At 57.2% G+C, this 14,591-nt stretch carries 15 protein-coding genes; 5 read left to right on the top strand and 10 right to left on the bottom strand.

Annotated elements, in window-relative coordinates:
* Positions 1 to 102 precede the first annotated feature (102 nt).
* Positions 103 to 750: a response regulator transcription factor gene (locus RHIBUN_RS0108005; RefSeq protein ID WP_348625976.1), complete on the bottom strand. Its 648-nt coding sequence runs from the start codon at positions 748 to 750 to the stop codon at positions 103 to 105.
* 775 nt (positions 751 to 1,525) lie between these two features.
* On the opposite strand from RHIBUN_RS0108005, the gene RHIBUN_RS0107995 reads away from it, so the two are divergent.
* Positions 1,526 to 2,230 carry a response regulator transcription factor gene (locus RHIBUN_RS0107995; RefSeq protein WP_025659155.1) on the top strand — a complete coding sequence of 235 codons (705 nt, stop codon included), beginning with the start codon at positions 1,526 to 1,528 and terminating at the stop codon, positions 2,228 to 2,230.
* On the top strand, positions 2,212 to 3,582 hold the full coding sequence (locus tag RHIBUN_RS0107990; RefSeq protein WP_025659154.1) for an amidohydrolase family protein: 1,371 nt from the start codon (positions 2,212 to 2,214) through the stop codon (positions 3,580 to 3,582). The genes RHIBUN_RS0107995 and RHIBUN_RS0107990 overlap by 19 nt, the downstream gene beginning before the upstream one ends.
* A 66-nt stretch (positions 3,583 to 3,648) precedes the next feature.
* Here the strand turns inward: RHIBUN_RS0107990 and RHIBUN_RS0107985 are convergent, their stop codons facing one another.
* The 9 genes from RHIBUN_RS0107985 to RHIBUN_RS0107945 form a co-directional block, all read right to left on the bottom strand.
* Positions 3,649 to 5,004, bottom strand: coding sequence for an MmgE/PrpD family protein (locus tag RHIBUN_RS0107985; RefSeq protein WP_025659153.1), 1,356 nt, complete (start codon positions 5,002 to 5,004; stop codon positions 3,649 to 3,651).
* 18 nt (positions 5,005 to 5,022) lie between these two features.
* Positions 5,023 to 6,105: an ornithine cyclodeaminase gene (locus tag RHIBUN_RS0107980; protein ID WP_025659152.1), complete on the bottom strand. Its 1,083-nt coding sequence runs from the start codon at positions 6,103 to 6,105 to the stop codon at positions 5,023 to 5,025.
* Positions 6,106 to 6,215: 110 nt separating this feature from the next.
* Positions 6,216 to 7,070, bottom strand: coding sequence for a carbon-nitrogen hydrolase family protein (locus RHIBUN_RS0107975; RefSeq protein WP_025659151.1), 855 nt, complete (start codon positions 7,068 to 7,070; stop codon positions 6,216 to 6,218).
* The gene (locus RHIBUN_RS0107970; protein WP_025659150.1) at positions 7,067 to 7,720 is read right to left on the bottom strand and encodes an RraA family protein; all 654 of its coding nucleotides are present in this window, start codon (positions 7,718 to 7,720) and stop codon (positions 7,067 to 7,069) included. Before RHIBUN_RS0107970 ends, RHIBUN_RS0107975 begins: the two co-directional genes overlap by 4 nt.
* 22 nt (positions 7,721 to 7,742) lie before the next feature.
* Positions 7,743 to 8,609 carry a TauD/TfdA family dioxygenase gene (locus RHIBUN_RS0107965; RefSeq protein ID WP_025659149.1) on the bottom strand — a complete coding sequence of 289 codons (867 nt, stop codon included), beginning with the start codon at positions 8,607 to 8,609 and terminating at the stop codon, positions 7,743 to 7,745.
* A gap of 115 nt (positions 8,610 to 8,724) precedes the next feature.
* On the bottom strand, positions 8,725 to 9,804 hold the full coding sequence (locus RHIBUN_RS0107960; RefSeq protein ID WP_025659148.1) for an ABC transporter ATP-binding protein: 1,080 nt from the start codon (positions 9,802 to 9,804) through the stop codon (positions 8,725 to 8,727).
* Complete coding sequence (locus tag RHIBUN_RS0107955; protein WP_025659147.1) at positions 9,801 to 10,604, bottom strand: ABC transporter permease; 804 nt, start codon at positions 10,602 to 10,604, stop codon at positions 9,801 to 9,803. Before RHIBUN_RS0107955 ends, RHIBUN_RS0107960 begins: the two co-directional genes overlap by 4 nt.
* The gene (locus tag RHIBUN_RS0107950) at positions 10,601 to 11,479 is read right to left on the bottom strand and encodes an ABC transporter permease (RefSeq protein WP_051420047.1); all 879 of its coding nucleotides are present in this window, start codon (positions 11,477 to 11,479) and stop codon (positions 10,601 to 10,603) included. Before RHIBUN_RS0107950 ends, RHIBUN_RS0107955 begins: the two co-directional genes overlap by 4 nt.
* A 29-nt stretch (positions 11,480 to 11,508) precedes the next feature.
* Positions 11,509 to 12,555, bottom strand: a complete 1,047-nt coding sequence (locus RHIBUN_RS0107945; protein ID WP_025659145.1) for an ABC transporter substrate-binding protein — start codon at positions 12,553 to 12,555, stop codon at positions 11,509 to 11,511.
* 385 nt (positions 12,556 to 12,940) lie between these two features.
* Here RHIBUN_RS0107945 and trbB point away from each other — a divergent pair, with 385 nt between their 5' ends.
* The 3 genes from trbB to RHIBUN_RS0107930 are packed head-to-tail and all read left to right on the top strand — an operon-like array spanning position 12,941 to position 14,580.
* Entirely contained in the window at positions 12,941 to 13,915 is a 975-nt protein-coding gene (gene trbB / locus RHIBUN_RS0107940; protein ID WP_025659144.1) for a P-type conjugative transfer ATPase TrbB, read from the top strand.
* A gap of 4 nt (positions 13,916 to 13,919) precedes the next feature.
* A complete protein-coding gene (locus tag RHIBUN_RS0107935) occupies positions 13,920 to 14,288 on the top strand; it encodes a TrbC/VirB2 family protein (RefSeq protein ID WP_156932682.1) in 369 nt (122 codons plus the stop codon).
* The gene (locus RHIBUN_RS0107930; protein WP_025659142.1) at positions 14,281 to 14,580 is read left to right on the top strand and encodes a conjugal transfer protein TrbD; all 300 of its coding nucleotides are present in this window, start codon (positions 14,281 to 14,283) and stop codon (positions 14,578 to 14,580) included. Before RHIBUN_RS0107935 ends, RHIBUN_RS0107930 begins: the two co-directional genes overlap by 8 nt.
* The last annotated feature ends 11 nt before the right edge of the window (positions 14,581 to 14,591 follow it).

The raw sequence follows: 14,591 nt of genomic DNA, 5'->3' as shown, positions 1-14,591 counted from the left end.
CCCGTCCATGACGATCAGGCGTGCATACGATTAGTTGCATGGTTCTCGCGCATCAATTGGAACGGTGTCCGGAAACAAAACTTAATAGTTCGCGGACATGGCCTAGCCCGCCATCACGTCGGCCGTGAAAACATATCCTCCAAGTCTCACTGTCTTGAGCAGGCGAGGGTTCGGCGGATCGTCTTCTATCTTTTGACGCAGACGGCTGATGTGGACGTCGATGCTGCGTGTCACGGGTCCTGCAACACCGGCATGCGTCGATGTCAGCAACTCTTCGCGTCGCATCAGCCTTCCCGGGTTCCGGCACAGTGCCAGCAGCAGATCGAATTCTGCAGAGGTGAGATCAACGATCTGGCAGTCCGGACCCCAAAGCTGGCGTTCAAGCACGCTGAGACGAAAGCCGGCGAAGGTGAATGCTAGCGGTTGTCGATGTGTGGGAATGCGGGCGTATGAGGCACGTCTCAGAAGGTTGTTGATCCTGGCGACAAATTCAGGGATCGAGACGGGCAGCGACATGCAATCATCGGCCCCGGCTTCTAGCGCCAACACGATCAGATCCGCTTTGAAGGGCTCCACAATAAGGAAGATCGGGATCGCGCTGCTGGTCCTGATTTGCCGACAGAAGTCGATTGCTTCGTTTGGCGATGAAACGGCATCGACGATCACCACGTCATATTGCGATCGATAGAGATGCCTTCGCAGTTGAAGGATGGAGTGTACCACCGACACAGCCATCGCCTCCCTTTCGATTGCAGCAATGATTGGATGAGCATCCGTGCCGCCGTTATCCGCAAAGATGATCTTCGCTTGAATGAGTTCTCTCCGCCTGCCCTTATGGATTGAATGTCATGTCGGAAGCGTATGACAGGTCCGACGATTATCCCTCTAAGGTTGCGGTCAATATTTACTCTTGCCAACTCGCATAATTGCTAATCCCGCCTTCTCAGTCTTTTCGATTAATGTTTAAAGGCGATTTGCAATCGTTGCGTGTTATTTGTGTCGAGAAGACTAAACTCAAGATGATCGGCACTATCACTCGATGGGCTCATTCGTTGGGGCCGTGCCTTTGGCGGTGCCGTCCAGCTGCGGCTGAGCCTTGCGTCCTTTACAGGAGCGGTTGCGACAGGTCAGGCAGGGTAGGGGTTTTGCTGCCACATGGGGATCATTGCAGTGCTCCTCATCCTCCAGTCTGCTTTCTTCCGACGACAAGTTCGACATTTCCAAAGGGGTACACATCTGGTTCTCCGGAGGGACGAGGTGAGAACAAAATTATGCAGCCGTTCCTTTGCAGCCTCCAATTTCACGACAAATCAATTCATTGGCCATTCATATCAATGGAAAACCAGCACTTGGGGATACCAAGGCGTAATGTCCGACAGGTGCCGTCTGCTTCGTCCCGTTCTTAGATGCCGTGTGAACATCGAAGAAATATTTCTTAATCGAGCGTTGGACATCAATGTTTGAAGCGCACCCTCTCTCGTGAGATTGTAGGGGCGCCAAAACACAACAACAGCGACAGTATGCCATGAGACCGACGATTGTTATCGGCTCAGGGGACGGCGATCTGTGCTTCATTGCCCGCCACCTTCTAGAGCAATCCGGCTTCGCGACGAGCCTGCAGTCAGAAGCCAATGACATCGTTATCGCTGCGCGCCAAGACAGCGTCTGTGCGCTTCTGATTGACGGCCGGGTCAGGGACGCAGTTTCGGCCTGTGCGCAGATTTGCGATCTTCGAGCAGGCAGCGCGATCATCATTGTCGCCCTGGTTGACCCGGGGGCGCATGGCCAGGGTCTCGCCTTCCTCAACGCGGGCGCCGATGAAGTCTTTACCCGACCTGTTTCGCCCAGTCATCTGCTTCGGGCATTGATGATGCAAGGCACGACACAGCGCCTGAGATATGGCGACATCGAGATGGATGTGGCGGCGCGGTGCGTGTGGCGTGCCGATTGCCCCGTCTACCTTCCACGGATCGAGTTTGCCATCCTGCGCTACTTCCTTCTTCAGCCCGACAGGATTTCCGACCGCAGGGAGATTATCAGGCAGTGCTGGCCAAGTGGAATATACGTCGATTGCAAGACGGTGAACGTCCACATCGGGCGACTGCGCAGGTGTCTGAGGATTGGGGGAGCCCCTGACCCCATTCGTACGGTGCGCGGCGTCGGCTATGGCATCGGCTCCGTCAATCCGTCCTTGCCCGAAAGGAGAGCGCGATGGCATGCGAAACCTTGATCCTCAATGGCCGCGTTGTCACGGGAGATGGATCAACAGTTCACACCCGCGCTTCCGTCCGTGTTCGCGGCAGAACGATTGTCCAGGTCGCGGAGGGTCAGCTTGCGGCCGCCGCGGGATCGCTTGTCATCGACGCCGACGGCTACACGATCATTCCCGGCATTATCAACGCGCATGCGCATGGGTGTGTGCACGGCCCCTCGATGCCGAGCGGGTCCAAGCCCTTTCGGTCGAGCGACGTCGATTACTTTCGCAACCGACACCTGCTTTCCGGCACCTCTACTCTCCTGAATGTCTGCGGCCTCGCACTGGCCGATGAAATCGACGATGGGCGAAACAACCATCCTCTCGACATACATATCACGAGCGCGCATACGCCGAGCAACCTTCGCGCCGCACTTGCAATTGACGGCGCCGGTCTCAGCGACCGTCATCATGCAGAGACCATCGAGACGATGATTGGTGCTGGGGTGCGAGCGCTTGGCGAAGCCGGCGGTGGTCAGACGCTTGGGGGAGGGGCCCAGGACTATCGCTTCATACCGGACGCGATATTTGCATTATCGGGCATCAGGCTCTCCCCGAAATGGGCGCGGAGTCTCAAAGAAGCCGTCCTCGGACGCACCCTCGACGGTAAGGACGCAGCCTCAACTGAACTGATCGAAGCACTTCTCGCCGAATGCGGTCTGTTATCGATCATGTCCGCCCAGAAACTTGTGGAGCTGATAACGAAAACCGTCATGCCCCCTGTCGCGCTCTCCTTGAGAGGACTGGAGGAGATTGCCGCAGCCAGTGCGCACTATGGCCTGCCAGGCATATTCCACCACGCGCTCCCAACAGCACGAACATTACTGAACCTGGCGGTGCGATTTCCATCAGCCCGCATTGTGGCGGCTCACGCCAACCATCCCTCGTTTCGTCCGGATGAATGTGTTGCCTCCGCACGCGAACTCAAGAAGCGTGGCGTCATCATCGACGTTTCAACACTCGACTGCATTACAACCCGTTGGCGCAACGACGCGACCAACATCGACCTCCTGGTCCGTGAGGGGCTTGTCGATACCTTGTCTACCGATTTTGCCGGCGGCGATTGGGACAGCATCCTTGCAGCGATCAACCGCATGGTGCAACGAGAGCAGACGACGTTGCCTTGCGCGATAGCGCTTGCAACCGGCAACGTTGCTCGGATTTTCCCCGAGTTTGCGGGAGACAGGGGCATTCTCGCTCCTGGAAAGCGTGCCGATGTTGCGATTGTCGAAAGCCACAATCTTGCTCGCGTGCGGCACCTGATGATCAATGGCCGATTTGCCGTTTGGAACGGTGCGAGAAGCGACAAAATCCCCAAGCACCCATGAAGCGTCCGGTTCCAGCATAAGGACGTAGTGTGCCCACATGACGCGCTCACATTGCGATGAACCCTGTCAATCCTCGTGCATGTCCAAATACTGTGGCATTTCCGCAAATAGCGGTCCTGCCTCGCCCTGCGCCAGTGCCAGCACGCCGTCGACAATGGCTTGTCGCTTCCCCGGCGTAAGCCTGGCGGCTGTCAATCGACAGAACTTCTCCTCTATACCGTGCCACAGCAGCGGCAAGCCGGGATCTCCGAGTGGGCCACCCAAGTCGGAAACGAACTTGCCATTTTTTGTTTGAACAGTGACGCGTGCCAGGGTTTCGGCCGGAAAGAGGCGGTCGCTCTGATGATGAACCACGAGCTGAACCTTCTTTGCAGCAGCAACGAGATCCGGGCGTGCAAGGCACTTGGTTGTTATCGGCAACAATCCGGAGGAGCCGTCAACAAGGGCAATCGCGAGACAGTAGGGAAGACTATACTGGACATCGACGAGGTTCTCCGGCGAGGTGCGATTTGCAAGCCGGAGCGCCCAGCCGAACGTCTCGACATCGATCGAGATGAGGGTCTCTGACGTCAGACCATAGCGTTCAACAAGCTCAAGAAGCCGATCGAGAGCCGGATGTATGTAGCGGCAGCACGCATAGGGTTTGAAGTAAGTGCCGAGGATCTCCCAACGGTGACCGAGTTCTCCGAGTAGCAGCCTTGGGTCGTAGTAGTCAGGGTGATCAAACAGATCAGAAGGACCCGTAAAACCGCGACGCGCAAGCTCGAGAGCCATAAGCCCCGTGGCACTACTCCACGGGATGCCTTCCTTGACGTCGTTGCCGGTCATCTTCGAGTAACCCGAGCTACCATTTGCCTGCTGGTTCGGGGCAAGCACGCCGGCAATGGCAAGCGCCTGAGCAGTCACCCCTGGTGAAGCCTTGAGCAAGACCGCCGCGGTTGCGGCGGATGCGATGGCAGCCCAGCGTCCCGACTGCCGCGTGGAAATAGTTTGCGGGTTCTGTGCCGCTGCCGTCCTCACTCCAATGTCGTAGCCTGCGACAATTGCAGCGATGATGTCGTCGCCGCCAAGCTGTTGCATCGAGCCGATGGTAAGGGCAGTCGTTACCACTGAGGCTCCGGGATGGCCTCGTGCTGCCCGGTGACCGTCATCGATATCAAGGGCGCAGGCCGCTGCTGCGTTACAGAAAAGGGCGCCGACAGCGGCCAATTCCTGTCCCGAAAACCATATCGGCGTCTCGCCTTTGCCAAAGAGGGTAGCTGCGGATCGACGCGCTGCCGTTGCACTGTCGGAGGAATGACCGACGATGGCAGCACCGATAAGATCAAGAACACACCGGATTGCCATGTTGCGCGTCTCGGCAAGGGGAGGTCGAGCGGCGACAGCCGAGATATGTTCGGCGAGTATTTCGGAAAGGTACAATGAACCGCCTCCCTTTGATCAAGTCCGGGTTGCCAGCATGTGATCGTTGAAAGCACGGTATTTTTTGTAGGTTGCCTGTGCGACATAGAGATCGAGCATCGGGAGGCCAACGCAGGTGACGCAGGTCGGACCTTCCTGCTCGACGTGCAAATCACCGGAGCCCGAAAGCTCTGCAACTCCGATCAACGGGCCGACCTGCTCGAGGGAAAGGCCGCGCCTGGAGAAATGCAGCGCAATACTTTGCGAATTTCGGCGAGAGACGGTCGCTACGTCATCGCAGACGACAAGACCCGATCGAAGTGCTCGCTGGAGGTAGGTCTCTGGGACCTCATCTCCACCGAGATGCAGCGATATGGCGCGTCGATGAAGGGCGCAATCGTCAAACAGAGGTGTTCTGGAATTCGTGGCCGTGATCACAAACCGGCAGAACGGTAGGCGTGTGGTGTCGCTTGCAGGGATGACTGGGATCGTCGTGCAACCCGCGATGTCTGCCATCAGTGCCTCAAGGCCTTCCCTGCTACGCCCACGCACCACGATCTCTTCGATCCTGTCTGCGAAACGGAAATCAAGGCACTCAATCACGCTGCGGGCGATTGGGCCCGACCCGAACAAAAAGACTGATAGCTTATCCGTTGGATTCGTGAACATGCCCAGAACCGTCGTTGCATAGGTGCCCGTGCGCCGGGCGGACATTGCGGTTCCTTCCAGAACCGTCACGAGGCGCAGGGTTCGCTTCTCCAGCAGCAGTACGGTCGAGGTCGATCGCGGAAAGCCGAGATTGCGGTTGAACGCGTTGGCACCGATAATCTTGACGCCGCCGAGTTGATCATTGACGCTGTAGAGGCACGACAATTTCCATCCCAACCGCTCGTTCTCAAACTGGGACTTGAATGGAGCGACGCTTTCGATCTCCCAGAAGGCTTCCTCTGGCAGCGACAGCACGGACTTGCCACCAAACGATTTTCCTGACCGGATGTCCCGCCAAGCCGCATCTGTTGCGTCCAGAAGCTCCTGCGTGGTCAGGTCGGCGCCTGCGGCGCGGATCTCTTCACAATTGAGAAATTTCACGTCGCGACTAGCTTGAATGTTCTGTTCCTGCATGGACGGTTTCTCCTTCTCGCCAATCGGAAGAACCTAGCGATCCGGAGGAAACGGCAGGATGAAGCTTGGATAAATTCCTGGGAAAGCAAAGCGCTTGCGAAACGCCGGCGCTACATGCGTTCCGGCTTGATGTGGAGGTGCTTGCCATCAAGGAGCACCCGATGCTCTGACATCGGAATCAGGCGCCGTACTTCGGCAAGGCGATGCGGATCGATTTCGACCTGGAGAACTGCCGGAAAGTGGCCGGCTTTGCCAATCACCGTTCCCCAGGGGTCGCAAACAAGAGAACGGCCTAACGTTTCCCGGCGCGGGCCGCCGGGAGTTGGGTAACTGCCACATTGACCACATGCGACGAAGTAAGCCTGATACTCGATCGCCCGCGCCCTGCATAGGACCTCAAAGTGCGCGCGTCCGGTTTGGCGGTTGAACGCAGCGGGGAGAATGAAGATATCGACCATCTCGCTGGCCAACCGATCGAACAGGCGCGAGAAACGAAGATCGTAGCAGATCACGCATGCGATCCTGTATCCATTCAACTCGTAGATAAGAAGATCATCGCCCGGCGTCACAACCGACGATTCCGCGTATGTCATCCCGTTCGGCGCCGTTATGTCGAACATATGTATCTTCCGATAGCGGCCGACCTGCTCGCCGCGCGCATTAAACACGATCGTCGTGTTGTGCACGGGTCCGTCGTTGCGCTGCCGTTCCAGCAAGCTGCCGGCATGTATCCAGACTGAATTGTCCTTCGCAAAACGCTCGATGAAACCGTAGGCCTCGCCCCCGGGGACGCGATCGGCGGCGCGCCGTTTGTCATCTGCGGTTCCTCCCATCCAATCGAAGTGCTCAGGGAGAACAATCAGGTCGGGAGTTCCGCGCATCGCTTCGTTCATCAGCCGCTCCGCCTGAACCAGATTCCGGCGGCGGTCCGGTTGCGAGTTCATTTGAATCAACGCGATTTTCACGATCCGGTCTCCGGCTGGAATTCAAAAATCGATCTGCCTGCCGCCAGATGCGTTCGCACGGCGACCGATCTTTGCTGGCGTTGCCTTGCTGCTTCAGCGATTTGGCGCATCCGGTTGGCATCGGCGACGAACACTCCGGAGCGGTCGGCAAGTACGGCCTGGCCAGGCAACACGGCGGTACGTCCGCAGGCGACGGGAACATTCAAGGAACCACCGATGCTGAATTGACGATTGGTGGTCTTGGAGGACACACCCCGGCACCAGACCGGCAGCCCAACTTCCACGATCTCCTCGACATCAGTACATGGACCGTCCACGACGATGCCAACGGCGCCCTTCGCCATGGCAGCCATTGCCACCCCGCCTCCCACGCAGGCGATGTCATCGCCGTCGACACGGGAGATCACAAGCATATCGCCGGGCATGAGCTGGTCGATCGCCTTGTAGATGATAGAACCGTCGCGGCCGGGGGCCGCGACGGTTACGGCAACTCCGGCCGCATGAGCCGGGAACAGCGGAAGGACCTGACTTCCCACAAATCCCACATGCTCCACGTGGCCAATCGTCGCCGTCTCTACCGATGACAATAGTTCGATCAGGTCAGGATTCAGGGGTGGATGGCGATCCATCAATTGATAGAACATTGTCACGGATAGCTCTTCGTTTTGGGGATCAGACTGGCCGTTCGCCTGAGGTCGTCGTACGGTGCATGATCCGGATGAAGGCCGGATCAAATGAATCGCGACGATGCATCGTGCATCGATTGTCCCACATCATGATGTCTCCTTCGTCCCACTGCTGCACAAAGACTTGCTTGGTGCTGGTAGTGTGATCCCACAGCTCCGCCAAGAGCGCTTCACTCTCGTCGCGGCTCATTCCAACGATCCATGCGCCGTCAATTGTTCCGCCGAGATAAAGCGCCTTGCGACCCGTCTCGCCGTGAGTGCGCACAAGTGGGTGCACGACGCCGCTCCACTCGCGATAGTCCTGGCTCTTCGGGGTCGATTTTCCCAGCCGCAGCTTACCCGTTTTGTCATAGACGTTCTGGAAGAAGATCTGCCGTCCATCGACGGCTGCTTTCAGTGTCGCCGGCAGTGTTTCGTAGGCAAGATAGGTCGACAGGAAGTAGGTATCACCGCCTGAGGGAGGGACTTGAACTGCACGCAAAATCGCCCCAGCCGGAGGCTTCTCGTAGAACCATGTGTCCGTATGCCAGGTGGCCTCACTGTTTCCCATGGCTCCACTGGGCTTGCCGTCGGTCATTGCGTTGCTGATGACAAGAATTTCCCTGTGCGTTGGATGTCCCCCTTCCTGCAACTGCTTCGGGTGGATGACAAACTCGCCGAAATGCCGGGAGAATGCCACCTGCTGCGCGTCTGTGATGCGGGTCTGCTTGAACCGTATTACCCCATACTGCAGCCAGTACCTTCGGATCGCCTCGATGTCGCGGCTGTCGTATCGGTCGAAATCAAAACCCTCGATATCAGCACACACGTTGCTGGAATGCTGAATGGCCTTAAGCCGCTCCTTTGTAAGCATTTTCATCTCCTATAGTGACCTTCTCGATTAGGTCACGGTGATCCTAGAGCGGGCCTCTCGGAGATCTCCAATATGAACCCCGAGGCATTGATGCGGCTGCTTTATCGATCGCTGCTCAGTCGGCCAGGAGTTTCAATGCACAGGCAGGAATGCCGAGCTTAAGCTGTTGCCCAGGGGCCGGCATTGCGTCCGACCCTGCGGAAGGAACCAGAACGCTGACGTGAATTTCGGGCGCGAGTTCAACGCTCATCTCGAGCGATGCCCCAAGATTTATCACTCTTCGCAACATACCTCTAAGCACGTTGAAATCCTCCGGAACCGGAGCGTCGTCGACAAGCGGCTGGATGTCTTGGGGTCGAATGACACAATAGCGGGCATCTCCCTTTCCGCGCGTCGCGCGAAGTCTTATGTCGCACCTGTCGATTGCAGCATCCCATGCGGTTCCAGTCGACGTTACCTCCCTCAATGTCAGAATATTGGACTTCCCGATGAAATCGGCGACAAAGGTCGATTGTGGATCGCCATAGATGGAACCGGGATCCCCTTGCTGCGCGACGGCCCCCTTCCACATGACGACGATGCGATCGGACATTGCCATCGCTTCTTCCTGGTCATGGGTGACGTAGATGAAGGTCATACCCAGTTCCTGCTGCATCTCCTTCAATTCCGCACGCATTGCTTCGCGCAGTTTCAGGTCAAGATTGGATAACGGCTCGTCGAGCAAAAGAACCGAGGGTCGTGGCGCAAGCGCCCGCGCCAGGGCGACGCGTTGCTGTTGTCCGCCCGACAGCGCTCTGGGATAGCGGTCTGCCAGTGTGTCGAGATGAACCCTGCGAAGCGAGGACTGAACGATTGATCCGATTTCGTTCTTTGGCGTGCCCCTCATACGCAGGCCGAACCCAACATTTTCGGCGACGGTCATGTGTGGAAAAAGTGCATAGTTCTGAAAAACGAGGCCGATGTTTCGGCGTTCGGGAGGAACATCAACCTGGCTGCGGCCGCGAATACGGATGTCGCCGCCGGACGGCGCGCTAAACCCCGCGATCATGTTGAGGGTTGTGGTCTTCCCGCACCCGGACGGTCCGAGAATGCTGACGAATTCTCCCTTCGGAATCTTAAGATCAATGTTTGTGACGACCGATATCGGACCGAAGGATTTGCTGACCGAGATCAGTTCCACGTCGATTGCACTCATTTGCTACCACCATGCAGTTGGGCGGAAAAACCGCCGAGTTTTTCGAAGCTGAAAATCACGATCAGAATGAAGGCCATGGATGCGACGTTGACCGCAGCCATGACGGGGTCGAGGCTGTATTCGAGATAGTTTATGACGGTGATCGGCAGCGTGGTTTCTCCCGGTCGCACCAGAAACACCGAGAGCGGAATATTGTTGAACGAGATGATGAATGCGAATGTCACCCCTGACAGAATACCCGGTTTGATCGCAGGCAGGAGGATGAACCTGATCCGCTGCCATTGATTTGCCCCGAGAATCTGGCCCGCTCGGAAGAGGTTGCAGTCAAAGTTTGCAATCGACGTGGCAACCATGCGAACCACGAAGGGAAGCGCAAGCACGCAGTGACCGGCAATGAGAGCCGGCGTTCCGAGCAACGGCTGTAGTCCGATCACGGACAAAAACAGAACCACCGCCACGCCCTTTACGATCTGCGGCACGGAAAGCGGCGAAAGGAGTGCGGCCATGACGATCTCGCTTCCTGCAAACTTCTCGTAAGCGACGACATAGGCAGCAACGGTCCCGATCGCGCCACTTACGACAGAAACGACAATGGCAATTTTGACGCTTAGCCAAAACGGTCCAAGCCACCGCTCCGACGCAAGATCGAAGTACCATTTGACCGTCCACTCCCACGGTCGAAATGTCACGTCGCCGGTTGGGCTGAGAGACGCTGCAAAGACCACCACAATTGGCAGCGCGATGAAGGCGATTACCAGTGCAAGAGCACACCAAAACAGCGCGGATATCACTCTGTTCATTCCATACCTCCTGCGACGCTCTGATACTTTTGGCGACAACCCGCCTCGAAACGAATCCCGGCGTATGAGATCACAAGCATGAGGATCAGCAGCGCATTCGCCATGACGGCTGCGAAGGACCAATCGATATAGAAGAGGACCTGCTCGGAAATCATGGTTGCGAGGACCTTGAAGCCGGCTCCGCCGAGCAACGCGGGCGTCGCATAAGCGCTAGCAGCCATTGTAAAGGAAAGAAGGAATGAGCTTGTGAGACCCGGAACCGACAGTGGAAGCAGGATGTGCCAGACAACGGCATGACGCGGCGCTCCCAAAATCTGGGCTGCACGTTCGAGGTTGTCGTCTATGCCTTGGATACTTGTCGTCAAGGACAGGATTGCGAAAGGCAACACGACATGGGTCAGACCGATGACCACTGCAAACAAGTTCTTCGACAAGGGAAGCGGTGACGAAATCAGCCCCGCGTGAAGTAGGACATCGTTGATGAAACCCCTGTCTTCCAGGATGATGAGCCAGCCATAGGTTCGCAGAACGACACCGGCAAGCTCGGGCGCGAGCGCGATGGCAAACACGATTGAACGCCACCGCCCTCTCGAACGCGCCAGATAGTAGGCAACTGGATAGGCGAGCAAGGTTGCCGAAATCGCAACCAGACTCGACATGAGAGTTGTCCTCCAAAAGCCGAGGAGTGACAGGCCGTCGGTAAAAAAACGCGAATAGCTAAGAAGGCTCATTCCCTGCGATGACGGATTGTGAAAGCTCATTCCGATCATCATTCCCATCGGCAGAGCGAAGAAAAATACCAGCAGACAGGTCGCTGGTGACAATCCCAGAAACCTGATCCAACCCCTGGCAAACACTCGCGGTTTGCCAGGCATCTCCAAGGCAATAATAGTCATGGGACCCCTCAATTTGCGTGCGCGACAACGTCGCGTTCCCACTGTTCCGCCCATTTGGGCAGGCGTTCTGCGACGGTAGTCAGGTTCGGCAAATGAAGGGAATTCAAGTCCGCATCTGAGGTGATCTGGCGTGCTTTTATCGCGGCCGGAACATCGATGTCGGTGCGGGCGCTCCCCACCTTGTAACCGCCCACCCACGCTTCCTGGCTGGTTTTCTCCAGGAAGAAGTCAATGAACTTTCTCGCAGCATCCTTATGCTCGGCGCCGATTGGAATGTTCAGCGTGGCGACAAGCGGGATGGTGCCCTCCTTTGGCTTGATGTAATCCACAGACAAGCCGCTATCGACAAGCAACTGCGCCCGGCCGCTCCAGAAAGGCATCGCCCAGACCGTTCCATCCTTTATGTAGCTCTCGAGAATTGCCGAACTCTGTTCGAAGCCGATCGATTGCTTGGCGATTGCGGCCACCGCCCTGAACCCAGGAGCGAGATTGTCGACGAGGTCGCCGCCATTCATCAGTGAGAACATTTCGACAAGGTAGATGGCCATGGTGTTTTGAAATGTCGGCAGCACGACCCGACCCGCGAGGTCGCTTGAGGCAAGTGCTGACCAAGATACCGGGGGCGTTGCCAACTTGTCCGTTCGATAAAGCAACGACATGTACTGGACCTCGTGCACAGCACCGCAGGGACCGGCCGCTTCCGTCAGAATTCGCGAGAGCTTCGCAAGGTTCGGGATGCTATTTGCGTCAAGCTTTTCCAGAACGCCGTCTTTACAGCCCTGCAGCGATTGAGAGGCGGTCATGACGACCACGTCAAAGCCGGGCCGGCCCCTGGTCGCCTTGATCTTCGCATAATCCTGCGAGGCTGAGCCGACGGGGTCATAGATGACATCTATCCCAGTTCGCTGCTCGAATGGCTCGATGATGGCCTTGCGGATGATGGCTTCGTAAGGTCCTCCATAGCTATTGACGACAAGCGTTTCCGCGCGCAGCGGCGTGGCAATAGCTGCGACCCCGAAGGCCGATACAGTGAAAATTAGTCTTGTTCTTCCCATGACATGATCTCGCTTCTTGGCGTTGTTCCCATGGGAATGGTCGTCAGCGGACCGCCAGTGGTCCAATACCGGATTTCAACGATTCATGTGCTGCGGAGATGAATTGGCCTTCCATAGGACCCCGAACGGGTCGAGCGCTTCTGCCGTCATTTGCTTCTGAAATGGATCGGAACCAGTCGTTTGGTCGCCAGCGTCGCGCTCCGACTTCGGCCAAGTTCCGCCCACGGACCGCGGGTTAACGAAATGTCGTCGTCGACGAGAAATCACTAACAAGTTTGCGAGTGGATCGTCGGATCGCAAGTGGGCAATTTCACCTCCAACCGCACTTTCCCAGTGCGAACCAGAAGAACGAAATTGCACTCCAACCGAAGGTCGCATCGTGACAATGCAACATCCTGCTCAAGTTCGTTTGATCAGCAAATTGCGTCATGCCCTGGGCGACCGCCTGTGTGCCGCAATTGATGACCCGAGTGTCGTTGAAATCGTCTTGAACCCCGATGGCAAGGTCTTTGTCGAACGGCTAGGCCAAGGGTTTTCGCCGCACGGCCAAGTGGGCTCAGCGGCAGCGGAAATCGTCATTGGTACGGTCGCTCACGCGCTGCAGTGCGCTGTCGACACCGACCACCCCATCATCTCGGGTGAGCTCCCGATTGGCGGCCACCGCTTTGAGGGGTTGCTGCCTCCGGTGGTCGCAAAGCCGACATTCACGATACGCCGAAGGGCGTCCTCTCTGATCCCGTTGGACGAGTATGTCAGCTCGGGAACCATGACAGAAGTGCAGGCCGCGACCATCCGAAATGCGGTCAGCTCGCGTTTGAATATCATCATTTCAGGCGGAACTGGTTCGGGAAAGACGACACTTGCGAACGCTGTCATCGACGAGATCGTCAAGTGCGCTCCTGAGGATCGCCTCGTTGTGCTCGAAGACACCGCCGAGATCCAGTGCGTAGCCGACAATGCGGTTCTGCTGCACACCAGCGACGCTGTTGACATGGCCCGGCTGTTGAAGAGCACGATGCGCCTGCGCCCCGACCGTATCGTTGTTGGTGAAGTCAGAGACGGTGCTGCGCTCACATTGCTGAAGGCATGGAACACCGGTCATCCTGGGGGGGTGGCCACGATCCACTCCAATACCGCAGTCTCGGCGCTACGCCGCCTGGAGCAGCTTACCGCTGAGGCAAGCATGCAGCCAATGGAGGCAGTCATCGGGGAGGCAGTCGATCTGATTGTCTCTATTGAACGCACTCCGCGGGGCCGACGTGTGCGCGACATCATTCGGGTCAGACGTTTCGTCAATGGCCAATACGAAATCCAATCCGACCAACCAACCGAAGAGCAGGAGCGTCGCCGTGCCAAATAGAAAAATTCCACTTGCTACCGCTTTTTTCAGCGCAGCACTCCTTTTCGTGACAGTGATGCCCGCGCTCGCCAGTACCGGCGGCGGGCTTCCCTGGGAGGGCCCGCTCGAACGGATCCAGCAATCGATCACGGGGCCCGTCGCCGGTTACATTGCGCTGGCTGCCGTCGCGATCGCAGGGGGGATGCTGATTTTCGGCGGCGAACTCAACGATTTCGCGCGACGTATGGTGTACGTGGTCCTTGTGGCCGGTATCCTCCTTGGCGCTACCCGGATTGTCGCTCTATTCGACGCAACAGGCGCATCGATCGGATGGATCGATGATCAACGCTCATCATCGAAGGTGTTGGAACGAGAGGAGAAAGCAAATGGCTGAATCCCTGTCCGGCTTGCAACGAAACCGCATCCATCGGGCATTGTCTCGCCCAAATTTTCTGATGGGCGCTGACCGCGAACTGGTGCTGATTACTGGCTTGGCAGCAGCCATTCTCATCTTCGTGGTCTTGACTGTGTACTCCGTAGTGTTCGGCGTCGCGGTGTGGATTGTCGTCATCGGCCTGCTACGCATGTTGGCGAAGTCGGATCCGCTCATGCGTCAGGTCTATATCAGGCACATTTCATACAAGCCTTTCTACAAACCAACCACCTCGCCGTGGCGCAAATACTGAGGAGGTGGGCC

It is taken from the genome of Rhizobium sp. IBUN (assembly GCF_000510625.1).
Taxonomy (GTDB): Bacteria; Pseudomonadota; Alphaproteobacteria; order Rhizobiales; family Rhizobiaceae; genus Rhizobium; species Rhizobium altiplani.
The sequence above is the reverse complement of the archived record's forward strand: the minus strand, read 5'-3'. Positions and strand labels throughout refer to the sequence as shown.